The sequence below is a fragment of the Streptomyces sp. CA-106110 genome (assembly GCF_050936285.1).
GTDB lineage: Bacteria > Actinomycetota > Actinomycetes > Streptomycetales > Streptomycetaceae > Streptomyces.
This window is the reverse complement of the sequence record NZ_JBNJNB010000001.1, coordinates 9,400,654-9,424,752: the sequence shown is the minus strand read 5'-3', so window position 1 is coordinate 9,424,752 and position 24,099 is coordinate 9,400,654. Positions and strand designations below refer to the sequence as shown.

Below are 24,099 nucleotides of genomic sequence, written 5' to 3'. Positions count from 1 at the left end.
GCTCCGGCCTGAACGGCCTCGTCCTCAAGCTCCCCGACGACCGGCAGAACAAGCTCCCCGACGACCGGCAGAACACGACGGGCTGAGTCAACCGGATCCGGGACGGGACCTCAGACCGCGGGCCACGCCTCCGCCAGCATCTTCCTGGTGTCCGCCAGCAGCTGCGGCAGCACCCTGGTGTGGCCGATCACCGGCATGAAGTTCGTGTCGCCGCCCCAGCGGGGGACGATGTGCTGGTGCAGATGGGCGGCGATGCCCGCGCCGGCCACCGCGCCCTGGTTCATGCCGATGTTGAAGCCGTGGGCGCCGGACGCGGTGCGCAGGGCGGTCATGGCCTGCTTGGTCAGCTCGGCGAGTTCCACGGTCTCCGGACCGGTCAGATCCGTGTAGTCGGCGACGTGGCGGTAGGGCACGACCATCAGATGGCCGCCGTTGTACGGGTACAGGTTGAGCACCGCGTACACCTGCTCGCCGCGCTTGACGATCAGTCCGTCCTCGTCGGACTTGGCCGGGATGGAGCAGAACGGGCAGCCGTCACCGGCCCCAGGACCGGTCGGCTTGTTCTCGCCCTGGATGTACGCCATCCGGTGAGGCGTCCACAGGCGCTGGAAGGCGTCCTGCGTGCCCACTCCGATCTGCTGTTCCGGCTCACTCGTCATGCTGTGCAGCATATGGCTTCGCCCGTTCGCGGCGTGTCGGCAGGGCACGGGCAGATCTGCCGGCGGCGAAGCTGAACCGGTGGACGACGACGGCCTCACTGCGCGCTGGGAGCGGCGGGCTGGGACCCCGCTCGCGGTGGCCTCAGTGCTCTATCTCGCCTCGTACGCGGTGCGCGTCCTCGGCCATGGGCTGCCCGAGCCGGTGCGCAATCTGTGCCTGGCGCTGACCTGCGCAAGCTGGGCGATGTTCGTCGTCGACCACGCGGTGCGCAGGCGCCAGAGCGGTCAAGGGCTCCACTTCGTCCACCGGCACTGGCTGGACTCGGTGGTCGTGCTGCTGCCCCTGCTGCGGCCGGTCCGCATCGTACGGGTCCACGACGCCGTGCAGCGCCGCCACGGACATCCCCCGCGGATGTCCCTGCAGGGCCGGGTGATGCTGTACGCGGGGATGTCGGCGGTGCTGCTCGGCTTCACCGCCGCTCTCACCGTCTACGACCTGGAGCGCACGGCCCCGCACACGACGATCCACACGTTCGGCGACTCACTGTGGTGGACCGTCTCCACGCTGTCGACCGTGGGCTACGGCGACTCCGTCCCGGTGACACCGGCCGGGCGGCTGGTCGCGACGGGCCTGATGGGCTGCGGACTCGGTCTGCTGGGCGCGGTGGCGGGATCGTTCTCGTCGTGGCTGATGCAGGCGTTCTCGCGGCGCGACGACGGCGGAGGGCCCCCGGGGAGCTGAACCCCGGGGGCCCTCCGACAGGTCTCCGTCAGATCTGCGCCCGCTCCTCGACCACCTTCGCGATCTTCGCGATGGCCTCGTCGAACGGGATGCCGTTCTCCTGGGAGCCGTCCCGGTAGCGGAAGGAGACCGACTCGGCCGACATGTCTTCGTCGCCCGCGATGACCATGAAGGGCACCTTCTGCTTCTGGGCGTTGCGGATCTTCTTCTGCATACGGTCCGAGGACGAGTCCACCTCGACGCGCAGCCCCTTCTTGCGGGCCGCCGCGGCGAACTTCTCCAGGTACTCCACGTGCGCGTCGCCGATCGGGATGCCGACCGCCTGCACCGGGGCCAGCCAGGCCGGGAACGCGCCCGCGTAGTGCTCCAGGAGCACCGCGAAGAAGCGCTCGATCGAGCCGAAGAGAGCGCGGTGGATCATGACCGGGCGCTGCTTGGAGCCGTCGGGCCCGGTGTATTCGAGGTTGAAGCGCTCGGGCAGGTTGAAGTCCAGCTGGACCGTCGACATCTGCCAGGTGCGGCCGATGGCGTCCTTGGCCTGGACCGAGATCTTCGGCCCGTAGAAGGCCGCGCCGCCCGGGTCGGGGACCAGCGGGAGGCCCTGCTTCTCGGCGACCTGCCGCAAGGTCTCGGTGGCCTCCTCCCAGGCCTCTTCGGAGCCGACGAACTTCTCCGGGTCCTTGGTGGAGAGCTCGAGGTAGAAGTCGGTGAGGCCGTAGTCGCGCAGCAGGTTCAGCACGAACGTGAGCGTCTTGTCGAGCTCGTCGGCCATCTGCTCGCGGGTGCAGTAGATGTGCGCGTCGTCCTGGGTGAAACCGCGGGCGCGGGTCAGGCCGTGCACGACGCCCGACTTCTCGTACCGGTACACGGTCCCGAACTCGAAGAGGCGCAGCGGCAGTTCACGGTAGGAGCGGCCGCGCGCGTCGAAGATCAGGTTGTGCATCGGGCAGTTCATGGGCTTGAGGTAGTAGTCCACGCCCTCGTCGAGTTGCATGGGCGGGTACATGCCGTCGGCGTACCAGTCCAGGTGGCCCGAGGTCTCGAAGAGCTTCCCCTTCGTCGCGTGCGGGGTGTAGACGAACTCGTAGCCCTCTTCCTCGTGACGGCGACGCGAGTAGTCCTCCATCACCCTGCGGACGATGCCGCCCTTGGGGTGAAAGACGGCGAGGCCGGAGCCGATCTGCTCCGGGATGGAGAACAGGTCCAGCTCGCTGCCCAGCTTGCGGTGGTCGCGCTTCTCCGCCTCGGCGAGGAAGTCCAGGTACTCCTTCAGCTCGTCCTTGGACGGCCACGCGGTGCCGTAGATGCGCTGGAGCATCGGGTTCTTCTCGCTGCCGCGCCAGTACGCGGCCGCGTTGCGCATCAGCTTGAACGCCGGGATGTTCCGGGTGGAGGGCAGGTGGGGACCGCGGCAGAGGTCCTTCCAGCACAGCTCGCCGGTCTTGGCGTCCAGGTTGTCGTAGATCGTCAGCTCGCCCGCGCCGACCTCGACGTCCGCGCCGTCCTCGCTGGACACCGAGCCCTTGAGGCCGATCAGCTCCAGCTTGTACGGCTCGTCCGCCAGTTCCTCGCGGGCGGCCTCGTCGGTGACGACGCGGCGGGAAAAGCGCTGGCCGCGCTTCTGGATCTCCTGCATCTTCTTCTCGACGGCCTTGAGATCCTCGGGCGTGAACGGCTTCTCGACGTCGAAGTCGTAGTAGAAGCCGTCCCTGACCGGCGGGCCGATGCCCAGCTTGGCCTCGGGGAACAGCTCCTGCACCGCCTGGGCCATGACGTGCGCGGTGGAGTGACGCAGGATGTTCAGACCGTCCTCGGAGGAGATCTCGACACCCTCGACGGTCTCGCCGTCCTTCACCTCGTAGGCGAGGTCCTTCAGGTCACCGCCGATACGCGCGGCGATGATCGAGCGCTCGCCGGCGAAGAGATCGGCGGCCGTGGTGCCCGTCGTCACCGTGCGCTCTTCCCGGTCGGAATCGCGTTGGATGATCACACGGACGTCTGACACCGGTCTCTCCTGACTGCAGGCGGGTGCGGCGCCATACCTGGAGCGCGCGCATGACTGGGATCGTACCGACCGGGCCCCGCCCTCCGCGAAAGGGTTGTCGTCAGTCCCCGCCGCATGCCTCTTCGAAGAAGTCCAGATTCTCCTGCAGCGACTTCATCAGCCGGTCCCGCTCGGCCTCGTCGACCTGGACCGGCGCCACCCCGGACGGCGCGACGAGACGCCGGAACCCGCCCCGGCTCTCCAGCCGCCCGTGCACCCGCACCGGCAACCCGATGAGATGGGCGTGGCCCGCGATCCGGTACGCCTCCTCGTCCAGGGTCATCCGGACGTGGGGCACCTCGGCGCCAGCGATGACCCGCAGCCGCACGGTCCCCTCACCGCGCGGTCCCGACCTGCGCAGACGGACGACGGCCCCGGTGATCCGCACCGGCACGGACGGCTCCTCCCGCTGGTAGCGCGCCGAGGCCTCACGCAGCACGGGCAGGTCGCCGGGCGAGAACTCCACCGGTTCGGCGGGCGCCGCGCAGCCCTCGGGGACACCTGCGGCGGGCGCCCACTCCACGGCGATCCGGGCACCCTCGGATCCGCGTACGAGGGCGACCAGCGCCTCGGTCAGCTCATGACTCACGCCCGCCTCGACCGCGGCGTCGAAGGCGTCCATCCCGCCGGTGGCCCGCCGGTAGTCGATGGCCTCCCGGGCCGCGTACAGGGCCTGGTGCAGTCGCACGGCCAGCGGCCTGCCGGTGGACGCGGGCACGAACGCGGTGAGCCTGCGGCCGCCCGGGGCCGCGCCGACCAGGACCGGTTCCAGGGACGCTGCTGCGGGCCTGCGGTGCCGGGCGCCGTAGTAGCCGGCACGCGCGCGTGTGGCGAGCGCGCCCGCCATCAGCATCTGGCGCGCGGCGGTGCGCAGCTGGTCCTCGACGGCCCAGGGCGCCGAGCCCGCCGGCCCCGAGGGAACGTCCCGCCACCAGTGGATCTCGTCGCTGGGCACGGCGAGCCCCACCAGCACGTCGCGCGCCGCGGGCGAGCCGCTGCGGTACAGGGCGACGAGGGCTTCGCCTATGAGGTCGTCGCTGTCCGGGAAGGCCCGGTTCTCCGGGACCAGCAGGCTCGTACGGCCGTTGCCCGGGCCTGGTGGGGTCCAGCGGCCGTAGCGCCCGGCGGCTCCACCACGGCGCTGCCAGCCGTGGCGGTGCAGAAGGGCGCTGAGTACGGCGGGGTCCACCTGGTCGGGCGCGGGCGGCTGGTTCCACAGCGGTTCGGCCGGGTGCGGCCGGACGGCGCGGGCCGACTCGTCAAGGGGACGGTGTGTCACGGTCTGCCTCCCGTTCCGACCCGGGTCATGATCTCGCACAGCGCGCGGTCGTCGAAGATGCGTGAAGTGGGAATGCGCACGGTGGTGCGGCGCCGGCCTGTGATCGGGTGTCCTGCCAGGTTGACCCAGTAGCAGCAGTGCCGCAGGTCGAGCCGGTCGTGCCCGGCCCGCAGCCACTGCTCCTGAGACCGCGGGACGATCATCACGACCAGGATCTTGTGCACGGAGACCGGGGTGCGGGCGAGCTTCGCCAGGTGCGCGTTGTCGAGCGTGAAGGAGAAGGAGCGCCCCGGCGGGTTCGGCGGGATCTGGTAGGTCGCCTTGAGCTGCACCTTGATGGTGACCTCGTCGTCCACCGTGTGGCCGGGTGCGCTGTGGCTGACGTGCCAGTCGATGCCGTTGTCCGGAAAGGGCTGCGACAGCGAACAGCCGGCCGCGGCCGCAACCGCGTGCAGATAGCCCACCTGCAAGGTCTCCATGCAGGCGGTGGTGGCGAGGGTGCCGCGACGGGTTGCCGTCCTCTCGGGCAGCAGCCCGCCCCGTTCGGGCTGCGCTATCGCCATGACCAAAAGCCTTCCCAGCCAGATGAGTCCCCGTGACGGGCCCGTGAACAGCAAAGACCCGTACTCCTGTTGTCTCCTTCCGGCGTACGGCGCAAACGGCCCGGGTATCACCAAACGGGCAGAAGACGGTACGTCAGCTGCCAAGGGTGAACGAGGAGTTGTGTACGCATGACGTGCTGGTACGAGGGGCCTCTGGCCGCGTTCGATACAGAGACGACGGGCGTGGACGTCGAGACCGACCGGATCGTGTCGGCCGCCGTCGTCGTCCAGGACACCCCGGGAGCCCGGCCGCGGGTGAACCGCTGGCTGGTGAACCCGGGTGTGCCGGTGCCCGCCGAGGCGACGGCGGTGCACGGGCTGACGGAGGAGTATCTGCAGCGCAACGGCCGCTGGCCGTCGCCTGTGATGGACGAGATAGCGAGGGAACTGAGCGAGCAGGCCACGGTGGGCCGGCCGCTGGTGGTGATGAACGCGCCGTTCGATCTGACCTTGCTCGACCGGGAGTTGCGCCGGCATCGTGCGTCCTCGATCGAGCGGTGGTTCGCGTCGGCTCCGCTGCTGGTACTGGACCCGCGGGTGCTGGACAAGCATCTGGACCGGTACCGCAAGGGCCGCCGCACGCTCACCGACCTGTGCGCGCACTACGAGGTCGTACTGGACGGAGCGCATGACGCGGCTGCGGACGCGGTGGCGGCCCTGGAGGTGGTACGGGCCCTGGGACGTCGTTTCGCCGGTCGTCTGGAACGACTGACTCCGCCCGAACTGCACACGCTTCAGACCGGGTGGCACGCGGCGCAGGCGCGCGGGTTGCAGGCGTGGTTCGCGCGCAGCGGCACGGACGAGCTGGTGGACCCGGCCTGGCCGGTGCGTCCGGAGCTGCCGGCCGCCGCCTGAACATGTCACGGGAGGTCGCGGAACACCTCATGACATGCGAAAAGCCGGTCCGTCGATGACGGACCGGCCATTTCCGGGTGGGCGATACTGGGTTCGAACCAGTGACCTCTTCGGTGTGAACGAAGCGCTCTCCCACTGAGCTAATCGCCCGGGAACGCACTGAACAATACAGGTCCCGGCGGGCTTCCTTCAAACTGCTTCGAGGTACGCCACCAGTCCGCGCCGCCCGGCCCGCGTCATCAGCCGGTGGTTGGCCCGGAAGAACGGGCGTCCCGGCACGGCGAACCGCCTGAGCAGCGGCTTGTGCACGTCGACCACCTGCTCGTAGTCGGCGTGCGAGCCGCGGGCGGTGGCGGTGACCGTCCAGCGGGCCCAGCCGTCGATGTCGCCGGACATCGCGATCTGCAGTATCCGGGCGGCGGGATCCTGCCGTATCCGGCGTGCGGTGAAGGTGATGTCGTACGGGAGCAGGGAGCGGATGGAGATCACGGCGCTGTCGTCGTCGATCCGGTGCACCGTGCGCACCTGCGGCCACCACCGCGGATAGTCCTCGGCCTGTTCCAGCACGGCGTAGGCCCGATCGGGCGGGACGGGCAGCGCCCATACGCTGCGGAAGCGGTAGTGGTTCCAGTCCATGGGCCGAGTGTGCCGGTCCGTGATGCCCGGCGGTACGGATCCGGAGGGATACGGGCAACCGCCCTCGTCCCCTCACAGATGGCACGCGCCGCGGGGGGGCGTGGCCCATCCGCCGCTTCCGCCCGAGGAGTTGCCGGACCCTCGACGCCGGACGGCGGCCGACCCCGACACAACCTGCGCTCACCGGCTGCGGGCGCCGGGCGGCGCTGGAACGCGTGCGCTCAGGGGCTTGTGGCACCTCGTCAGCCACCAAGTGCCGGGCCTCTCGAAGGCGAAGTCCGTGGACCGAAACAGGACCGGAACCGAACCAGAAGTCGCTCGTCCTCGAATTCCCCGCACCCGGCTGTGACTTGAGGCCGTGCCAGACATCGCCGTACTGGTTCCGTAGAAATCCGGCGAAATCCGACGGTGTTTCGGAATTCGTACGGAGGATTTCCGGCCATAGGGCGCTTTTGTCATGAATCCATTCCGTGTGATACCCGGCATTCGGGCCGACGCGCATACCACGGGAACAGCGGAGACGCCAGTCGCCGGGCCGGACACGCGACGAGGGCGGCATGACACACGGTGACTGTGTGTGCACGCCGCCCTCGATACTGTGGGCGATACTGGGTTCGAACCAGTGACCTCTTCGGTGTGAACGAAGCGCTCTCCCGCTGAGCTAATCGCCCGGGCCCAGGAAGAAGATTACCCCATGTCAGGGGGTGCCTCCGACACGGTGACCACAGCCACCGGATCACTCTTCCCTGATGTTCCAGGGCATCGCGACGCCGAACTTCCAGACGTAGACGCCGACGAGCCCGCACACGATCACCGTGCCGGCCGTCGTCAGGATGATGTTGCGGCGGCGCACCCTGGGGTCGAGTGCACGCTCTGCCGCCTCGGTGACCTTCCGCTTCGTCCAGCGGAGCACCAGCTGGGCCCAGACGAACTCGGTCGCCCAGATCGCCACGCCGGCGAAGATCACCAGCCAGCCCGGCCCGGGCAGCGGAAGCAGGATCAGGCCGCCGCCGACCACCGCGAGGCCGACCAGGAAAACGCCCACCTGCCAGCTGCGATGCAGCGCCGGTCGCACCTTGATGAATGCGGGCGCCCGCGAACCGAGGCCCGGCCCGGCTTTCGATTCCTGCCCGGCAACGGCGATCTTGCCTTGTTCGTCACTCCCCGTATCCATACGTACAAACCCTACCCGAGAGAAACCGGTCACCAGAATGGCCGTATGGTGCGAAACGTGTCTCCGCCGGACGAGCTACGTAAAGACAGGCAAAACTCTCAGAGGGGTTTACAACGGCACCGTAGGTGGCATGTCGATTTCGCCGACGTGCGAATCCCCGAGCGCACACTGAGCGAAAGGCCCTGGCGCTTATGAACACCACGGTCAGCTGCGAGCTGCACCTGCGCCTCGTTGTGTCGAGCGAGTCCTCACTGCCTGTTCCCGCGGGACTGCGGTATGACACGGCCGATCCCTATGCCGTGCACGCCACCTTCCACACCGGAGCCGAGGAGACCGTCGAGTGGGTGTTCGCCCGCGACCTCCTCGCCGAGGGCCTGCACCGGCCCACAGGGACCGGCGACGTCCGCGTCTGGCCGTCCCGGAGCCATGGTCAGGGCGTCGTCTGCATCGCCCTGAGTTCCCCTGAGGGCGAGGCCCTGCTCGAGGCCCCGGCGCGGGCCCTCGAATCGTTCCTGAAGCGAACCGACGCGGCCGTGCCCCCCGGCACGGAGCACCGTCACTTCGATCTCGACACGGAGCTTTCCCACATCCTTGCCGAGAGCTAGCGACACCTCGAACCGCCCGGCGCCGTCCACTCGGGGAGACGGCTCGGGCCATGACAACCGCATACGGCACACCCGGGCGCCGTCGCCGCGAGCTCTCGCGGCGACGGCGCTTCAGTCGCCTACGGACGGTGACGGCCATGCGCAGGCCGTGGTGGGGTGAGCTGCGGCGGGTGCCGCGGAGGTTTCCGCCCGGTCCGGCGGGTGCGGAACCGCGCCACCGCGTGCCTGCGCGCTATCGAGAGTGCCTCGTGGGCCGAGAGCGCGTGCGGCACTCCTGCGCGCCTGCGGCGGGCTTTCCCGCGCGTGCCGCAACCCTTCCACGGCTGGGACGGCCTCCACGCCTGGGGCGGGCTTCCCCGCGCATGCGGCAGCCCCTCCACGCCTGGGACGGCCTCCACGCCTGCGTGGCCACTGCGCGCGGGGTTCCGGGGGGTGCGGTCTTCCGAACGCGCCGCAGCCCGACCCCGCGCGTGCAGCGCCCTCCGCGGGCGCCGGGGCCTACCCCGCGCACCGCGCGAACTCCCGCGCGCCGCGGCCCCTCCGCGCGTGCCGCGGGCTTCCACGGGCACCAGGCCGTGGCGGGGGCCGCGGAGGGAGGCGGAGAGATGTCCCAGGGGGAAGTCGAGGTGGTCACGGCACGGAGAAGCCGGCGAGGTCGCGCAGGGAGCCACGGAAGCCACCGGCGTCGACGGGGTGCCGTCCCGACGAAGACCGGGGCGACGTCGTGGCGCCCGCCGAAGCTCCCGGCACGCGCGGGGCGGGCCTGCCGCGTACGGGAGGCGGGCGAGGAGATCGCAGAGGAAGCCCGGGAGGCTACGGAGACGTCGCGGGGAGCCGGAGTGAGGTCGCGGAGGGAGCGAGCCATGGCGGGCGCGGAGGGAGTCACGGAAGCCGCGGACGTCGACGGGGTGTCGGCCCGGCGAAGCCCTCCGGAACCTCCCGGCTCCCTCCGCGCTCTCCCCCGCTCCCTCCCCCCTCCCCGTTCGCCGTGAGCCGCTAGGCTCGGCCAGCATCGGCGGGCGCCCGCCCGACCCCCAGGCCAGGGAGCGACACGTGCTGATCACCCACGACACCCGGTGCGCGCTCGACCTCGTGGTCGATCTGGTGAACACCACACCCGAGGGTGCGGAGACGGACGGGCTCCCGGATGTCACCGCCCTCGACGCCTTCGCACGCGAGCACGACCTGAGCGACGTCGGCGTCCTCTCGGAGTTCGACCTCTCGGCCGTGCGCAAGATCCGCGGGCGGTTCGCCGCGATCTTCGCCGCGACGGACGCCAGGACAGCAGCCGGGCTGATCAACGATCTGGTCGCCGCCGCGGGGACGACGCCCCGGCTGACGGACCACGACGGCTACGACTGGCATGTGCACTACTTCGCCCCGGGCGCCTCGGTGACCGACCACATCGCCGCGGACTGCGGGATGGCGCTGGCCTTCTTCGTGGTCGCCGGTGAGCAGGAGCGGCTGCGTCGCTGCGAGGCGCCGGACTGCCGGCGCGCCTTCGTCGACCTCTCCCGCAACCGCTCGCGCCGCTACTGCGACAGCCGTACCTGTGGGAACCGGCTGCACGTGGCCGCGTACCGGGCGCGCCGCAAGGAAGCCGCGGGCTGAGCGGAGCGGCACTGCCGCCGATCGACAGGGAGAGCCCTTTGTTCGCGCCGAGGTGGTGGGACTGACGGAGCCCTCGGCGGGTGGCGCCAGGGGCTCCGCATACGGCTCAGAGCATCAGCAGGTCGTGCAGTGATGCCATGAGCAGCAGGCAGCCGATCACCGCAAGGAAGATCATCAGCGGTGGCTGGGAAATCGCGAAGAGACAACCCCGGCGCTCCTCGGGAGGAGCAGCGGTGTCGCTCTGGGTTCTGTCCAGCATCTCGCGGCGATGATGGCGCAGCCCCCACCCGCTACGCGATCAACACGCCCGGAATGACGGGGTGTTCGCCAATATCCGTGATCTACGGAACGAAGATGATCTCGACGTGTGCGACCTTGATCGTCCCGGGCCCCCGCCCGACCGTCCTGCCGTGTCGACGCGTCAGATGCCGTGCTTCTTCAGAATAGCCTCGATGTCGCTGAAGTCGTCCGTGGAGCCGGTCGAGCGGGGTGCGGCCGCGGGCCGACTCGGGGCGCCCAGCGCCGGCGCGGAGGACGACGAAGGCGCTGCTTCGCGCTGCGCGGCCCGCGCCGCCTTGCGTTGCTCACGGGTCCCGCCTCTGCGGCGCTCCACGGTCCGCGTGGTCGCGAACAGCAGCCAGGCGGCAGCGAGCACGGCGAAGCCCGCCCATGCCGTGGGACTGAAGGCCGTGTCGGCCAGCCAGCCCACGACCCCTGTCATCACCAGCCCCACGGGCACCAGCGAGTAGGCGGCGATGCGGGCCGCCGACAGGAAGCGCTTGCGCCAGGCTGTGACCGCGGCAATGCCCAGGCCGGCCGCGGAGACGGCGGCACAGACTGTCTCGGCAATCATCCGGTCCTCCACACAGGTCGGTCGGCGGGGTCGGTTCGTCCCTTCCATCCTGCACCGCCGCGGGCCCCGCAGGCCACGGCCAGGCCGGACTTCAGGGAGATCTCCGGGTCGTCTCCTCCTCAGGGCGGCCCCGGGTCTCCACCCGCGACGGCAACCGGGCACCCGGGCGTCCTCCTTCCCCCTCCACGCGCCCCGCTCCGGTCGTACTCCGGTGCTCCGCCTGCGGTGACGGAGGTCCCGTTTGGGCCGCGTGCGCGATCCTGGGAGACTGGTGACCATGAGTGACTCCTCCCCTGCCCCGGCCGCACCCCCCGTCCTTGACGTCTGGTGCGAACTCCAGTGCCCCGACTGCCGTACCGCCCTGGACGATCTGCGCGCACTGCGGGCCCGCTACGGCGACCGGCTGGAGATCCGGCTGCGGCACTTCCCCCTGGACAAGCACCGGCACGCGTTCGCCGCCGCCCAGGCCGCCGAGGAAGCGCTGGAGCAGGGCAAGGGCTGGCCGTACGTGGAGTCGGTGCTCGGCCGGGTGGAGGAGCTGGACCGCCAGGGAGAGGCGTTCCTCGTCCAGATGGCAGGCGAACTCGGCCTGGACGCGGAGGAGTTCGACACGGCACTGGTCGACGGCCGGCACATCCTGATCGTCGACGCCGATCAGGCCGAGGGCAAGGCGATCGGAGTGACCGGCACGCCGACGTATGTGATCGGCGGCGAGCGCCTCGACGGCGGCAAGAGTCAGGCCGGGCTGCGCGAGCGAATCGAGGAGATCGCCGACCGGCTGCTGGCCGAAGGGGTCTGAGCCTCAGACGAGCTGCTTGGTCAGGTGATACTCGGTCGTCTCGTACCCCAGTGAGGTGTACAGCTGCTCGGCCGGGGTGTTGCCCGCGAAGACGTTGAGGCCGACGCGGTCCTTGCCGCCCCCGGCCGCCTGTGCCTCCGCGAGCAGCATCAGCGTGCGCCCGTGGCCGCGGCCGCGCCGGTCCGCATCGATCTCGACATCGAGAACGAACGCGGTCTCGGGCCAGAGCCCCAGCCACAGGGTGCCGACCGGTTCCCCCTGCTGCTCCAGCACGCTGATCACCGTGTTCTCGGACGACAGTCCGTCCGGCAGGAATCTGGCGTGACCCCGGTCCGCCTTGGCGTACGCCTCGGCCGCGGGCACGCCCCGCTCGATCAGATCGCGTGCGAAGCCCTCCCGGCCCCTGGCCAGCCAGGGACCGAATTCGGCCTCGGTCATGGGCCGGGCGGCGATTCCGGCCGGCAGCCGGGGCGAAGGCCCGGCCAGACGCTTCTCCATGTTCCGGTTCCGCAGGACATACCCGAGCGCCGTCGCCAGCCTGAGCCCGGCCTCGGTGTCCCCGGGCACCGACATCTCGATGCGGCGGCAGCCCCAGCCGCGCGCGACCTCCTCCGAGGCGAGCGCGGCCACCGTGCCCCGCCCCCTGCGGCGATCCGGTTCCTCGATGGTCAGGTCCAGGATGCGAGCCGTGCCGAGGCCGTACTCGGGATCCGTGGACAGATGCAGCCGGCCCACGGGGCGACCGTTCACACACACCTGGAAGTGTCGCGAACGTGCCCCGTCCGCGCTGAGCTGAAGCGGCTCGGCCGGCCGCAGTGTCGTGGTCATCAGAGGTGTTCTACCCGGTGCCGCGCCGCGGGTCAGCCGATTTTGACCGCGGGCCCTCAGGGATCGAGGTCGTCGCCGGACCGCTCGTCGAAGATCCGCATGGCCTTCGCGGTCACGGGTCCGGGTGCACCCGCGAGTTCACGGCCGTCGACCCGGTGCACGGCCTGGACGTCCCGCAGCGTGGAGGTGAGGAAGATCTCGTCCGCGTGCTCGAGGACGTCCAGCGGCAGGTCGGTCTCCTTGGCGCCCGTCCACTCGGCCGTGAGCGCACGGGTGATGCCCGCGAGGCACCCGGAGGCGAGCGGCGGGGTGTGGATCTCGCCGCAGAGGACGACGAAGACGTTCGATCCCGTGCCCTCGCACAGCTGCCCCACCGTGTTGGCGAACAACGCCTCGGTGGCGCCCTGTTCGGAGGCCCGGGCGAGGGCGACGACGTTCTCGGCGTACGAGGTGGTCTTCAGGCCGGCCAGGGCGCCGCGTTCGTTCCGGGTCCAGGGGACCGTGATCACGGCGGTGGAGTCGGGGCGCCGACGGGTCTCGCCGATCGCCACCACCAGGGTCGGACCCCGGTCGCCGCGGTCGGAGCCGAGCGGGCCGTAGCCGCCGGTGTAGGTGATGCGCAGGCGCCCGAGGGGCATCGGGTTGGCCTCCAGGACGGCGGCGCAGGCGCGACGGACCTCGTCGGCGTCGGGGTCCGCGAGTCCCAGGCCGCGTGCCGAGCGGGTGAGCCGGTCGAGGTGTCGGGTCAGCGCGAACGGCCGCCCCTCGACGGCCTTGACGGTCTCGAAGATGCCGTCGCCGACGGTCAGTCCGTGGTCGAAGACGGATACGCGGGCGGACTCGGTGTCCTGGAGCCCGCCGTCGAGCCAGATCTTCACGAAAGGGTCCCTCCACTCACCTCGTACGACCCCGACGCTACCGCGAGCAGCCGGGCGGCCTTCAGTTCGGTCTCGTACCACTCCCCCTCGGGGTCGGAGCCCCAGGTGATCCCCGCACCGGCGCCGAAGCGCAGTACGGGGGCGCGCTCGGCGGTTCGGTCGATCCAGAAGGTACGGATGCCGACGGCGAGCTGGCCCGCGCCGCGGTCCGCGTCGACCCAGCCGATGCCGCCGCAGTAGGGGCCGCGGGGCGCGGTCTCCAGGGCGTCGATGATGCGCAGCGCGCTGGACTTCGGTGCCCCGCTGATCGAGCCGGCCGGGAAGGTGGCCTCGAGCAGGGCGGGCCAGCCCGTCTCCGGGCGCAGTTCGCCGCGGACCGTGGAGACGAGGTGGACCAGGCCGGGGTGCTTCTCGACGACGCACAGATCGGGCACGGACACGCTGCCGGTGCTGCAGACACGCCCGAGATCGTTGCGGACCAGGTCCACGATCATCACGTTCTCGGCGTAGTCCTTGTCCAGGAGGTCCGCCTCGGTGCGCCCGGTGCCCTTGATCGGCCCGGATTCGACGATCCGGCCCGTGCGGCGCAGATAGAGTTCGGGGGACGCGGTGGCGATCTCCACACCGCGCTCCGGCAGACGGATCGTTCCTGCGTACGGCGCCGGGTTGCCGCGTGCCAGCACGGCGGTCAGCGCGTCCACATCCGCGTCGGCAGCGACCGGCGCGGACAGCACCCGGCAGAGGTTGACCTGGTAGACCTCTCCGGTCGCGATGTGCTCACGGATCCTGCGCACCCCTGCCGTGTACGCGGCGCGGTCGAGCGAGGACTCCCAGTCACCGGCCGACGGTCCCCGCCATCCGCCCGGGCGCGGGGCGGGCACGTGTTCCTCCCGCACCTCGGCGAACCGGGCGCAGGTCACACGCCCTTCGTAGTCCGCGCAGACCGCCCAGAAACCGGTGGAGTCCAGGGCCGCCGGGTCGCTGGTGACATCGAGGAGACCGGTGGCGACGCGATCGCCGAAACGGGCAAGAGGAGGCAGGTGGGGCACGTGTCGAGTCTATGGCGGGTGTCCTGCGGGTGGCCCGGACATGTCCCCGTGGGTGCCCTGACCATGTCGTTGACCAGGTGCAGCGCAGCACGCTGCACAAACGCGTTTTTGTACTGGCCCGGGAATCCGCTAGAGTTCAACTCGTCGCCGGGACGCGTGAGCGTCCGAAACGACAAGCGGACGTAGCTCAGTTGGTAGAGCGCAACCTTGCCAAGGTTGAGGTCGCGAGTTCGAGCCTCGTCGTCCGCTCGAAGGAACCAGGGGACCTCCGGGTCCCCTGCACTCCTGGTGGAGTGGCCGAGAGGCGAGGCAACGGCCTGCAAAGCCGTCTACACGGGTTCAAATCCCGTCTCCACCTCCATGGACGATTAGCTCAGCGGGAGAGCGCTTCCCTGACACGGAAGAGGTCACTGGTTCAATCCCAGTATCGTCCACCAGGTCAAGGGCCTGATCCACTCGTTGGATCAGGCCCTTGACGTATCCGGGGAGCCACACGGGGAGCCACCGGCCGATTGATCAAGGCTCCGAATCATCCTCGCCGAAGATCACATCCATGGTGTCGGCCCCCTCGGTGATCACCGGCCGGAGCTGCTTGCGGTAGACGACCTCCGTCGTGGTCGTGCTGCTGTGGCCGACCACGCGAGCGATCTTTTCCACGGGGATACCGTGATCGGACATCAGCGACACGAAGCTGTGCCGCAGCTCCCGAGGCGTCCACTCCGGCGCCAACCCTGCCGCCTTGACGATCGACCGAAAGGCCCGGCGCACGTTGGCAGCATCGAGCACCTGGCCGGTGGTCGTGGCGAACACCAGGTCGGAGGGGTCCCACAGCAGTCCGTACGCGATCCGTTCGTCTTGCTGCCGGCGGCAATGCTCTATCAAGGCTGCGACGACCAGCGCAGGCAGCTTGAGCGTCCGACGGCTCTTGCGAGTCTTGGTGTCTCCATGCCGCCGCACCGACCGCCACACCTCCACATGGGGTGGCACAGCGCCAGAGGGCCGCAGGTGAACGTGTTTCCAGGTCATCGGCCGAGCCTCCTCGGTGCGCACGCCAACCAGCAAGGAGAGCACCACGTAGGCATAGAGCCGAGACTCCCGCGCCGCAACCAGCACCGCCCGGGCCTGGTCCAGGGCCAGCGCCTTGCTGAGCCGTCCGGCCTGCCCCTCGGGCACCTCGACGAGCAACGTGACGTTGCGCCGCACCTTGTCCCGCCGCATCGCGTGATCGATGGAGCGGCGAAGGATCGACAGCACGCTACGGAGTGAGGACGTGGCCAGCACCTTTGCGCGATCATCCAACCAGTCGTCCACGGCGTCGGCGGTCAACTCCCGCAGCTTCGCCCGGCCCAGCAGAGGCAAGACGTGTTGCTCGGCCAAGATGCGGTTCTTGTTGACCGTGGCCGTGTCGCGCCCTTTGAGTCCCCGGGCCAGCCAGTCGTTCACGGCGTCTGCCACGGTGTAGTTCGCTGGCGTCCGGTCACCAACCTCCAACTCTTTCCGCAGCTCACGGAGTTTGCCGCGCACCTCGGTCTTGGTCTTGCCGTAGACCTTTGGGCGGCGGCGCTTGCCTGATGGCGTGTAACCCAGCGAGATCGCACCGACCCAGCGCTGTTTCGACTCCTCCCAGTAGATCGAGTCATCGCCATTGCCCGCCTTTGAGCGACGCCTCTCCGCAGTCATGCCGCACCTTCCCTGACAACGCGCAGCCAGGGTCGTTGTGCCGCATCCTCGGCCAGCGCCTCGCGCTTGAGCAGGTCAACGTACTCGTCTACATACTCGGTCGGGATCAGACGACGACGCCCGATCCGGACCGTACGCAGTCGCCCAAGTCGGATCTCCTCGTAGACGGTCGAACGAGCCAGGTCGAGGAGCTGTGCCACGGCCTCTACCCGAAGGAGACGCTGAGGCTCAGTCAGTGCCTCCATGGTCACCACTCCCTCGCGTCGTTCAGGTCGGCGAGTGCTTCGCGGGCGGTTTCGCGGTTGCGCTGGATGTCGCGGCGGATGGTGTCGGCGAGCCAGGATTCGCCGGGGGTGTGGCCGTGTCCGGCGTAGGTCCAGTGCGCGAGCACCAGCGTGGAGCCCTCCGTTTCATCAAGATCTTCCAAGAGTCCGCGTTCCCGGCGTTCCTGCCGGGCGCGGTAGTCGGCGCGCACCTGGCGCAGAGCTCCGAGGGTGGTGGAGTAGCGGCGGGACTTGGTGGAGAAGTGGCCTCGGAAGCCGAGCATGTGAGCCCAGCGGGCCAGCAGCCGTTCCGGGTAGGCGTCGTCCAGGTCCCAGCAGGCCTCGATCAGCCGTCGCGTGTGCGCGGGCAGGCCGGGCAGCCTGTCCAGCTCCGAGAGCTCCCCAATGCGCCGGTCGACCGTGCCGGTGGTCTCGGCCGCCTTGGTGGCGTACTTGGCCACGTACGAGGCCACGGCCTGTTCCGTCAGCTCCTCATGCCCCAGGGCGCCGATGGGTTGCACGTCGACCTGCGAGCCCCACCGCAGGCTGCGGGCGGGGAAGTCCCCGGCCGCGGGCACCGGTACGGAGACCCGAGCGGCGGCGGCGCGGATCGCGTCGTCCAGGAGCGCGACCGTGGCCCAGGCCGGCGGGGACGTGTCGGGACCGTCGGGTCCGTCCAGGCGCACCACGGCATGGAAGTGCGCAGCCCCGCGCTTTTGGAACTCGGCGACCTTGCCGAAGGAGACCCGGCACACCTCTTTCAGCGCGGACTGGGTCAGACCCGCACGGGTGGCGATCTCCCGGCGGAGGTAGATGGTGAAGCGCCGCCACAGGTCCCCGGCGTGGTTGTTCCACAGCACGGCCCCGGCGTAGTCGTACCGCTCCGGGTCGAGCGCCGTGCCCAGCGCCGGGTCATCGTCGCCATGCCGGGCGCCGCACCGGCAGCGCCCGGAGTCGGGTCGGTTGTGGACGGGCCCGAACGAGGGGGCCGTGAGGGTCGCGAAGACGCGGGGGTGATCCCGGACCGTGGCGGGCACGTCCTTGCGTTCATCGCCGGTGATCCCGGCACGGATCAGGTGGTAGGTGTCGCCCGCATAGGTCCAGGCGCACGAGGGGCAGCGCGAGGCACGACGGTTGCCGCAAGCGACCCGGAGCACGCCGCCCGGTTCACGCTCGGTGCTGTAGGAGTACAAGACGTCACCGGTCTTGGCGTCACGGGTGACCGTCTGGCCCTGGAGGTGGATCGGGTTGGAGCAGCCGCCCGTGCGGCGGACCTGTTCCTGCCAGCGGTTGAAGCCGGGGGCGTTGGCGACCCGGAGGAGGTCGGCGAGGGTGAGGGGGTCGGTGCCCAGGGAGGCCGCAGCACCGGCTACGGCCTCTGGGGCGACGGGGAAGACCGTCACGCAGCCACCTCCACCAGGACCACGGGCGAGGCAGGCGACGCCGACGCGCCGAAGGTGGGATCGGCTGGGCAGATCAGGTCACCGTCATGGGTCAGGACGCGCAGCCCGTCCACCGGGACCCGGTCCCAGCCGGGCGCGTGAGCGCGGCAACCGGGGCATGTGGTCGGGCGGTCCAGGAGCTCGAGGCAGGAGGGGAGGAGGCTCATGCCGCCACCGCCGCTTCGAGCTGGGCCGTCAGGTCGGACACCAGGTGTTCCAGGGCGTCGATGCGGTCGGCGAGCGTCGCGTTGCCGGTACCGGTGAAGCCGAGGTCCTGCGGCGTGGCCCGGAACAGGGCACAGAGGAGAACCTGGTAGGTCTGGCTGGGCCGGTTGACGCCGTTTTCCCAGCGGGACATCTGCACCTTGAGGGAGCTCTCGGCAGCCACCTCCCAGCCCCAGCTCTCGGCCAGCAGGCGCAAGGCCCGCACGACCTTGTGCTGCGACCAGCCACGAGCCACCCGAGCGCGGCACAGCGGAGTGCCTGTAGCCCGAAGCGCGCTGCGCAAGGGCTGTACCGGCGGTGCGGTCACGTCGGTCAGGGGTGTGATCACGGCGGGGCTCATGCCTCCACCCCCGCTTCCACGACCTTGGCGCCGCCGCAGATGGGGCACCAGATCTGAAACTCGCTGGTGTCGTAGCCGGTGCCGCCGCAGTCCAGGCAGTTGATCCAGTCCCGATCCGCGAAGTAGGCGCGGCAGAACGCCGCGTCGGCGCAGCGAGGCTCCGCGCACACCGGGCAGCAACGGCCCGTCCCAGTACGGCGGATCGGCTCAGAGCGCGGGACCGGTAACGGCAATACCGGAGCAACGTGCGCGGCGGCCAGCGTCGCAGGCATCATGGAACTTCCCTTCGTGGGAACCAGGGGCGACGCGCTTGCTTGGCGGTAGGAGCGTCGCCCCGCTTCGTCACTTCGTGAGTTTGTCCACAAACCCACGATGCTGAAGTTAGCGGCCCAAGAAGGAACTCCGCAAGGGTTTGCCCACAAACCGGCGAACCTGCAAGGATGGTGGCCATGGAACCGCGACGCACTACGGTGGAACCGCCGATCCATCTCAAGATCGCCGATGACATCCGTCTGAAGATCGAGAGCGGCGAACTCGCGCCGGGCGACTCGCTGCCGACGCTGAGCGACATCTGCGAACAGTGGGAGTGCTCAGCCAACTCAGCGCGCGGGGCGATCTCGCTCCTCAGGTCGCAAGGTCTGATCACCGGCGGTCGCGGTAAGGCTCCCATCGTCCGTATCCCGCCTGGCAGGGTTGTTCGCTCCTCAGACCGGCACCAGGCAGAGAAGGACCTTGCTTACCGCCCCGAAGAGGAGCGGGCCAAGGTTGGCGAGGCTGAGACGAACCTAGGGATGTCGATCGAGAACCAGCAGTTCTCGACTCGATACGAAATCGTGGAGGCCGGTGCCGAGATCGCCGAACTCTTCGGGATTGCGCCCACAGACGAGGTTCTACGGCGCCACTTCGAGGCGACCACCGAGAAGACCGGGCACCTGCTGTCCTACAGCACCTCGTACATCCCCAAGGCGCTGGTAAGTTCGAACCCTGCCCTGCTGGACGAGCGCAATGAGCCTTGGCCCGGCGGTACCCAACACCAGCTCTCGACTGTGGACATTGAGATCATGTGCATGGTCGATCAGGTCACAGCCCGCATGCCTACCACTGCGGAAGCCCAGCTCTGGGGACTTCCTGACGGTGTGCCGCTGATCATCTGCCGCCGGATCTCCCTGGACGCCGATGACCGCAACGTCGAGATTTCGGATGCCACGTACCCCGCCGACCGTACGGAACTTCGTTTCGTGACTCCGCTGGAACCGTGGCCTAAGAAGCCGACACCAATCAAGGCGTAGGAAGGTCAAGCAATGACCACCCTGAACGACGTTGATCAGAAGTTCCTGAAGCGAGCGATCTCTGTTTCCCGCCATGCCCTGGAAGACGAGGGTAAGACGCCTTTCGGAGCGATCGTGGTAGTGGACGGGGTGATCGTCGGCGAGGGGACAAGCAGTGTCGTAGAGCTGCGCGACCCAACCGCGCACGCGGAAGTCATGGCACTGCGGAGTGCCGGTGAGAAGCTGCAACGGCACCTGTTTGAGGACGGCGTCATGTACGCCAGTAGCGAGCCATGCCCGATGTGTCTGGCAGCTTGCTACTGGGCCCGCATCCCCCGACTTGTGTTTGGGGCAACGAGCCGGGACGTAGCAACATGGGGTTTCGAGGATCTCTGGTTCTACCAGGAGATGGCGCGGCCGGCGGGCCAGCGGACCATGCGCGAGGAAACAGCCGAGGGAGAGCTCCGCGACGAGGCCGTCAGCGCCCTTGAAGCATGGGCCGCCAAGCTCCCCGAGCCGGTAGTCCCCAAGCTCTGACCCGGAGCGCGCCCGATGTCGAGTCTCAGTTGATGGTTGACGGGTTGGCGTCGGGTGATGCTCGACGTCTGCCCTAGCTAGTAGGGCTTGGTCAGGTAGGGGGCGAGCGTGTCGTATCAGGGCCAGGGTCTTCGGCAGGTGGGGCACGCCCCGGCCCAGCAGACGAGGAGGACTTGGAGCCCGGCCACGACCTGGTAGATCGTCAGACCGTGGCCGGTGCTGGCGGGCACAGTCGCTCCAGGGTGCAGAACGCCTGCGCCACCGAGGCCAGCGTGAGATGTCGCAGGAAGCCCTGGTAGGTGCGTCCCTCGAAGTGGCCCAGCCCCAGGGCGGTCTTCAATTCCCGGTAGTCGTGCTCGACCCGCCAGCGGATCTTCGCCAGCCGCACCAGGCGCCGCAGGGGAACGTGGGCGGGCAAGGTGGACAGCCAGTACTTGGTCGGCTCCGGCTCTTTGGCGGGCCACTCGGCCAGCAGCCAGCACACCGGCAGGTCCTCACCGGGGTGCGCCCGGCGGACCCGCGCTCCGGCCGGCCGGACCCGCAGCGCGACGAAGTACGAGCGCAGCGGCCCCTTCGAGCCGCGCCGCCAGGTGACGCGGTGCCGTGCGCCGCGCCCGGCGGCCAGCACGATCTCGCGGACCGACACCGGCTTGTCCCGGTAGCAGGGCACCGGCGGCCGCCCGGTGCCCGACCACGGCGGGGCGGTGCGCGCCGCCGTCTGGGGCAACACCGCGGTATCCGACCGCACCCCGACGACATACGCGATCTCCCGCTCCTCCAGTGCCAGGCGAAAGGCCCCGTCCTGCCCGTAGCCCTCGTCGGCCACCACCAGCGGCGGATCCAGGCCCCAGCAGCGCAGCTCGTCGACCATGTCCACGGCCAGCTGCCACTTCGGCACGTGCCCGACCTCATCGGGGACGCGCGCCCGACGGCGCCGCAGGACGGCGCTCTCGGGCTCGTCTGCGGTGGCCGGATCCCATTCGGCGGGCAGGAACAGCCGCCAGTTCACCGGGCAGGAGGCGGCGTCGGTGACCAGGTGCAGACTCGGCGCGACCTGGCAGTTGGCGGTCTTGCCCAGCGCGCCGCAGTACTGCGCGGCCACCCCCGGGGAGGCATGACCGTCCTTGGGGAAGGACACGTCGTCGATCACCCAGGCTGCCGGGTGGATGGCCGGCTCCATCCGCCAGGCCAGCTCGGCCAGCACCATCTGGTGCGACCACGGGGAGTCGGCCAGGAACTGCTGCAGGCCCTGCCGGTCCACCCCCAGCCGGGCGGCCATCGGCTCCATCGACTTGCGCCGCCCCGCGCCCAGCAGCCCCCGCACATACCGCTCGCCCCACCGCCGCTGATCCACCCGCCCGAACGAGCCGAACACCTCGGCCGCGAGCGACTCCAACCGCTGTTGGGCCTCCGTGAGCTCCTGCGGTGTCATTCCCCTCACCTCCGAGAGACGACACACCGCTACTCACCCAAGGTAACCAAGCCCTACTAGTGCCGCATCAGGCAACGTTCGCCCTGTTCGAGTACCAAGCGAACACACCCGCGCCGGCAGGTGCACCGACAAAGAAGCCTGCAAGGAGACCGATTTTGTGGTCAGCCAGCGACGGAAAGGCCCAGTCCGCTGCTGCGCCGCAAAGCATGGTCACCGTCATCGTCGCAAGGAGGGCGGCCAGAGCGGCGAGCCGACGAGGCGGCCCTGTGCGGTACAGCTCGCCCACGGGCCCCGCCGCGAACATGGCAGGGATGGCGAGGAAAAAAGCCCAGTCAGGCGGCCCTTCGAACGGCCAGAAGAACAGGGCGATAACCCCGCAGGCAGCGAGGCCGTAGAGTTCCCGCACGGTGGTGCAGAGCATCAGGTACCACGGCTGGCGCCGGGTCGAGCCGCTATCGCTGCCCTTCTCATCGGCCACATCGAAAGAGTAGCCGTCATCAGGGCGAATGTTGCCTGGCGGGGCACTAGTTGGCCTCGCGGCACTGCAAGCTACCGGCTCGCTCGCCTGCGGCGACGGTGTCTGGGTAGCAACGCAGTGCGTCGAGAAGAGCCTCGCTGGGGGCAATTGTCGGCCGGCCCGCGCGATCCCACGGGCCGACCGTTCCGGCGTCTGGGGGACGAATGCGCGTTCAGTGGCTGGGCGTCGCCGTCGGGTGGTTGGACGTCACCTGGAAGCAGGCCACGTCATACTGCGATACGGACTTGGGGTTATTCGAGTTTTGCGGCTGTTCTCCTGCATAGACCGTTCCGGCGTGGCCGTCCGGGTTGAACGGGGCACCGGTAGCCCCCATCGCCTGACCTGGCCTTAGCGGTTGGTCTTCGCACGACTGGTTTGGCTGGCCAGTACTGGATGGGTTGGGTGCGGCGGACACTGCACCGCCGATCGCTACGAGCGCGACCGTGACTACGGCACCGCCGGCACAGAGCACGGCGCTACGCGCAAAGGTTCGCATGTCCTTCTCCTCGTGTTGTGAACAGCCCGGAGCTAAGCCCGCGCCAATGCGCACGACCGGGCTCGCGAGCAGCCGACGTCACGGAACGATCAGGCCGGCCGGGCAGGAGTGTATGACCGACTTGGAGACCTTTACGGGAATTCGCGGAGTTTGCAGGTAATTCGGACGCGTCGATCACCTGCCCGTAGCGAGCCCTTTGCATCGTGGTCAAAGACCAGCGAGACGAACAGGCCGCCGAACGGGACCGTCTCGACCATCAACACCGCCCCGGCCTGCGAGACCGCACCCGGGCCGCCGCCCTGGACGCCGACAGGCGGATACGACCCGCTACGCATCTTCACCTGGAGTGCTTCTTTCCCTGCGGCGACATAAATAGGACGCCGGAGCGCGCCCGAGACTGTTACAGGTTTCCCTACCTCATCAAGCACCCGGCTGCGCTCCGCTCCGCCGGGCGCGCTTCCCGGCTCCGCTGCGGGCGCCGCTCCTGCCTCCGGCCCGCTCCGCCCGCGCTGCGCCGACGCGCGCCCACGTGTGGATAGGACCGGAGGCCATGAGTCGAACACCGCACGGAGCGGCCACCGTCAGAACGAGCCTCCGGCGGGGGCGCTCAGGCTCCGAGATGGAGGGGGCGCCGTTCGCGAGTGCCGGCCGGACAGTGGCGTGCGCGGGGAGCTCCCATCCCGCCTGCCATCGACCCAGGCAGAGCCGAGCAGACGCGGCCCCTGGCGTCCAGGTCGTTCGTACAGTGGCGCGCTCCACCTGGACGCCAGGGACCACGCCCGCTCCACGGTGTGTGGGTCGACGGCAGACGGGATGGGAGCTGGGGAGGGTGGTGGGTGGAGGTTGATCGTTGACGCGCTCAGGGCAACCCGACAGGATGCGCGTCATGTTGCAGCTCAGCGAGCAGACCACCCACGGCAGTCGGGTGTTCCTGTTGATTTGGGGCGTGGGCGCGCTGGCCATTGGATCGGCCTTCGCCTCGAAGAAGGGGTCCGGCTGGATTCGCGAATTGATCGTGTCCGGGCTGGAGGGGAGGCCCGTACAGCAGGCCCGCGCGAAGAACTTCGGTGGTGTGCGGCTGATAGCCGCAGCGATGGCCGGAGCCGGTCTGATCGGGATCGTGGCGGCCGTGGTCCTGCTGACACGAGGCTAGACCCGGTCGTGCCCCAGACGTGCCCGATCGAGCGGCGACCGCCGGGGAACACCGGGGAATAGCAGCGAACACCCCGGGAACACGCAGGTCACCGTCTCCCCAGCTCAGCAGCCACCCGCATACGCGATCTTC

27 protein-coding genes and 5 tRNA genes are annotated in these 24,099 nt (G+C 69.5%); 11 read left to right on the top strand and 21 right to left on the bottom strand.

Annotated features, from left to right (window positions below; all coding sequences use genetic code 11):
• Positions 1–110: 110 nt before the first annotated feature.
• On the bottom strand, positions 111–671 hold the full coding sequence (locus ACQEXA_RS43470; RefSeq protein ID WP_359389965.1) for an HIT family protein: 561 nt from the start codon (positions 669–671) through the stop codon (positions 111–113).
• A 67-nt stretch (positions 672–738) separates the two neighbouring features.
• Between ACQEXA_RS43470 and ACQEXA_RS43465 the strand changes: the two genes are divergently transcribed.
• Positions 739–1,401 (top strand): potassium channel family protein, encoded by a 663-nt coding sequence (locus ACQEXA_RS43465; protein ID WP_432925697.1) that lies wholly within the window; start codon positions 739–741, stop codon positions 1,399–1,401.
• Positions 1,402–1,429: 28 nt separating this feature from the next.
• Here the strand turns inward: ACQEXA_RS43465 and thrS are convergent, their stop codons facing one another.
• The 3 genes from thrS to ACQEXA_RS43450 all read right to left on the bottom strand — a co-directional run bounded on the left by thrS (position 1,430) and on the right by ACQEXA_RS43450 (position 5,287).
• Complete coding sequence (gene thrS / locus ACQEXA_RS43460; protein WP_432925699.1) at positions 1,430–3,406, bottom strand: threonine--tRNA ligase; 1,977 nt, start codon at positions 3,404–3,406, stop codon at positions 1,430–1,432.
• 100 nt (positions 3,407–3,506) lie between these two features.
• Positions 3,507–4,724, bottom strand: a complete 1,218-nt coding sequence (locus ACQEXA_RS43455; protein WP_432925701.1) for a hypothetical protein — start codon at positions 4,722–4,724, stop codon at positions 3,507–3,509.
• The gene (locus ACQEXA_RS43450; protein ID WP_359389955.1) at positions 4,721–5,287 is read right to left on the bottom strand and encodes a DUF4365 domain-containing protein; all 567 of its coding nucleotides are present in this window, start codon (positions 5,285–5,287) and stop codon (positions 4,721–4,723) included. The genes ACQEXA_RS43455 and ACQEXA_RS43450 overlap by 4 nt, the downstream gene beginning before the upstream one ends.
• Before the next feature lie 168 nt (positions 5,288–5,455).
• Between ACQEXA_RS43450 and ACQEXA_RS43445 the strand changes: the two genes are divergently transcribed.
• On the top strand, positions 5,456–6,181 hold the full coding sequence (locus tag ACQEXA_RS43445) for a 3'-5' exonuclease (RefSeq protein ID WP_432925703.1): 726 nt from the start codon (positions 5,456–5,458) through the stop codon (positions 6,179–6,181).
• Between the two features lie 78 nt (positions 6,182–6,259).
• Here the strand turns inward: ACQEXA_RS43445 and ACQEXA_RS43440 are convergent.
• The 4 genes from ACQEXA_RS43440 to ACQEXA_RS43425 all read right to left on the bottom strand — a co-directional run bounded on the left by ACQEXA_RS43440 (position 6,260) and on the right by ACQEXA_RS43425 (position 7,991).
• Positions 6,260–6,331, bottom strand: a tRNA-Val gene (locus tag ACQEXA_RS43440).
• A gap of 39 nt (positions 6,332–6,370) precedes the next feature.
• Complete coding sequence (locus ACQEXA_RS43435) at positions 6,371–6,817, bottom strand: SRPBCC family protein (RefSeq protein ID WP_433132752.1); 447 nt, start codon at positions 6,815–6,817, stop codon at positions 6,371–6,373.
• 599 nt (positions 6,818–7,416) lie between these two features.
• A tRNA-Val gene (locus ACQEXA_RS43430) sits at positions 7,417–7,488 on the bottom strand.
• 65 nt (positions 7,489–7,553) lie between these two features.
• Positions 7,554–7,991 carry a TIGR02611 family protein gene (locus ACQEXA_RS43425; protein ID WP_432925706.1) on the bottom strand — a complete coding sequence of 146 codons (438 nt, stop codon included), beginning with the start codon at positions 7,989–7,991 and terminating at the stop codon, positions 7,554–7,556.
• Positions 7,992–8,182: 191 nt separating this feature from the next.
• On the opposite strand from ACQEXA_RS43425, the gene ACQEXA_RS43420 reads away from it, so the two are divergent.
• The gene (locus ACQEXA_RS43420; RefSeq protein WP_003959770.1) at positions 8,183–8,596 is read left to right on the top strand and encodes an SsgA family sporulation/cell division regulator; all 414 of its coding nucleotides are present in this window, start codon (positions 8,183–8,185) and stop codon (positions 8,594–8,596) included.
• A 1,053-nt stretch (positions 8,597–9,649) separates the two neighbouring features.
• Positions 9,650–10,207 carry a CGNR zinc finger domain-containing protein gene (locus ACQEXA_RS43415; protein WP_359389947.1) on the top strand — a complete coding sequence of 186 codons (558 nt, stop codon included), beginning with the start codon at positions 9,650–9,652 and terminating at the stop codon, positions 10,205–10,207.
• Positions 10,208–10,313: 106 nt separating this feature from the next.
• Here the strand turns inward: ACQEXA_RS43415 and ACQEXA_RS43410 are convergent, their stop codons facing one another.
• The gene (locus ACQEXA_RS43410; protein ID WP_432925708.1) at positions 10,314–10,466 is read right to left on the bottom strand and encodes a hypothetical protein; all 153 of its coding nucleotides are present in this window, start codon (positions 10,464–10,466) and stop codon (positions 10,314–10,316) included.
• A 162-nt stretch (positions 10,467–10,628) separates the two neighbouring features.
• Positions 10,629–11,060 carry a hypothetical protein gene (locus tag ACQEXA_RS43405; protein WP_432925710.1) on the bottom strand — a complete coding sequence of 144 codons (432 nt, stop codon included), beginning with the start codon at positions 11,058–11,060 and terminating at the stop codon, positions 10,629–10,631.
• A 277-nt stretch (positions 11,061–11,337) separates the two neighbouring features.
• On the opposite strand from ACQEXA_RS43405, the gene ACQEXA_RS43400 reads away from it, so the two are divergent.
• Positions 11,338–11,859, top strand: a complete 522-nt coding sequence (locus ACQEXA_RS43400) for a DsbA family protein (protein WP_432925712.1) — start codon at positions 11,338–11,340, stop codon at positions 11,857–11,859.
• Between the two features lie 3 nt (positions 11,860–11,862).
• On the opposite strand, the gene ACQEXA_RS43395 is transcribed toward ACQEXA_RS43400, so the two are convergent.
• The 3 genes from ACQEXA_RS43395 to ACQEXA_RS43385 are packed head-to-tail and all read right to left on the bottom strand — an operon-like array spanning position 11,863 to position 14,614.
• Positions 11,863–12,687, bottom strand: coding sequence for a GNAT family N-acetyltransferase (locus ACQEXA_RS43395; RefSeq protein WP_432925714.1), 825 nt, complete (start codon positions 12,685–12,687; stop codon positions 11,863–11,865).
• A gap of 56 nt (positions 12,688–12,743) precedes the next feature.
• Positions 12,744–13,565 (bottom strand): aminotransferase class IV, encoded by an 822-nt coding sequence (locus ACQEXA_RS43390; protein ID WP_433132750.1) that lies wholly within the window; start codon positions 13,563–13,565, stop codon positions 12,744–12,746.
• Entirely contained in the window at positions 13,562–14,614 is a 1,053-nt protein-coding gene (locus ACQEXA_RS43385; RefSeq protein WP_432925717.1) for a chorismate-binding protein, read from the bottom strand. The genes ACQEXA_RS43390 and ACQEXA_RS43385 overlap by 4 nt, the downstream gene beginning before the upstream one ends.
• A gap of 176 nt (positions 14,615–14,790) precedes the next feature.
• Between ACQEXA_RS43385 and ACQEXA_RS43380 the strand changes: the two genes are divergently transcribed.
• From ACQEXA_RS43380 to ACQEXA_RS43370, 3 genes are all read left to right on the top strand, one after another.
• Positions 14,791–14,863 (top strand) — tRNA-Gly (locus ACQEXA_RS43380).
• Between the two features lie 38 nt (positions 14,864–14,901).
• Positions 14,902–14,975, top strand: a tRNA-Cys gene (locus ACQEXA_RS43375).
• A 1-nt stretch (position 14,976) separates the two neighbouring features.
• Positions 14,977–15,051: transfer RNA gene (locus ACQEXA_RS43370), tRNA-Val, on the top strand.
• Positions 15,052–15,130: 79 nt separating this feature from the next.
• Here ACQEXA_RS43370 and ACQEXA_RS43365 read toward each other — a convergent pair.
• The 6 genes from ACQEXA_RS43365 to ACQEXA_RS43340 are packed head-to-tail and all read right to left on the bottom strand — an operon-like array spanning position 15,131 to position 18,839.
• Entirely contained in the window at positions 15,131–16,294 is a 1,164-nt protein-coding gene (locus ACQEXA_RS43365) for a site-specific integrase (protein WP_433132748.1), read from the bottom strand.
• Entirely contained in the window at positions 16,291–16,539 is a 249-nt protein-coding gene (locus ACQEXA_RS43360; protein WP_433132746.1) for a helix-turn-helix domain-containing protein, read from the bottom strand. Before ACQEXA_RS43360 ends, ACQEXA_RS43365 begins: the two co-directional genes overlap by 4 nt.
• 2 nt (positions 16,540–16,541) lie before the next feature.
• A complete protein-coding gene (repSA, locus tag ACQEXA_RS43355) occupies positions 16,542–17,960 on the bottom strand; it encodes a replication initiator protein RepSA (RefSeq protein ID WP_433132744.1) in 1,419 nt (472 codons plus the stop codon).
• Complete coding sequence (locus ACQEXA_RS43350; RefSeq protein ID WP_433132742.1) at positions 17,957–18,166, bottom strand: hypothetical protein; 210 nt, start codon at positions 18,164–18,166, stop codon at positions 17,957–17,959. The genes repSA and ACQEXA_RS43350 overlap by 4 nt, the downstream gene beginning before the upstream one ends.
• A complete protein-coding gene (locus tag ACQEXA_RS43345; protein WP_433132740.1) occupies positions 18,163–18,564 on the bottom strand; it encodes a helix-turn-helix domain-containing protein in 402 nt (133 codons plus the stop codon). The genes ACQEXA_RS43350 and ACQEXA_RS43345 overlap by 4 nt, the downstream gene beginning before the upstream one ends.
• A complete protein-coding gene (locus ACQEXA_RS43340; protein WP_433132738.1) occupies positions 18,561–18,839 on the bottom strand; it encodes a hypothetical protein in 279 nt (92 codons plus the stop codon). The genes ACQEXA_RS43345 and ACQEXA_RS43340 overlap by 4 nt, the downstream gene beginning before the upstream one ends.
• Before the next feature lie 174 nt (positions 18,840–19,013).
• On the opposite strand from ACQEXA_RS43340, the gene ACQEXA_RS43335 reads away from it, so the two are divergent.
• Together ACQEXA_RS43335 and ACQEXA_RS43330 are read left to right on the top strand one after the other, a co-directional pair.
• Positions 19,014–19,853, top strand: a complete 840-nt coding sequence (locus tag ACQEXA_RS43335) for a GntR family transcriptional regulator (protein ID WP_433132736.1) — start codon at positions 19,014–19,016, stop codon at positions 19,851–19,853.
• Between the two features lie 12 nt (positions 19,854–19,865).
• Complete coding sequence (locus tag ACQEXA_RS43330) at positions 19,866–20,369, top strand: nucleoside deaminase (protein ID WP_433132734.1); 504 nt, start codon at positions 19,866–19,868, stop codon at positions 20,367–20,369.
• A gap of 202 nt (positions 20,370–20,571) precedes the next feature.
• On the opposite strand, the gene ACQEXA_RS43325 is transcribed toward ACQEXA_RS43330, so the two are convergent.
• Together ACQEXA_RS43325 and ACQEXA_RS43320 are read right to left on the bottom strand one after the other, a co-directional pair.
• Complete coding sequence (locus ACQEXA_RS43325) at positions 20,572–21,801, bottom strand: IS701 family transposase (protein ID WP_432923500.1); 1,230 nt, start codon at positions 21,799–21,801, stop codon at positions 20,572–20,574.
• A 67-nt stretch (positions 21,802–21,868) separates the two neighbouring features.
• Positions 21,869–22,279 (bottom strand): hypothetical protein, encoded by a 411-nt coding sequence (locus tag ACQEXA_RS43320; RefSeq protein WP_433132732.1) that lies wholly within the window; start codon positions 22,277–22,279, stop codon positions 21,869–21,871.
• A 1,421-nt stretch (positions 22,280–23,700) separates the two neighbouring features.
• On the opposite strand from ACQEXA_RS43320, the gene ACQEXA_RS43315 reads away from it, so the two are divergent.
• On the top strand, positions 23,701–23,967 hold the full coding sequence (locus ACQEXA_RS43315; protein ID WP_433132730.1) for a hypothetical protein: 267 nt from the start codon (positions 23,701–23,703) through the stop codon (positions 23,965–23,967).
• Positions 23,968–24,099 lie beyond the last annotated feature (132 nt).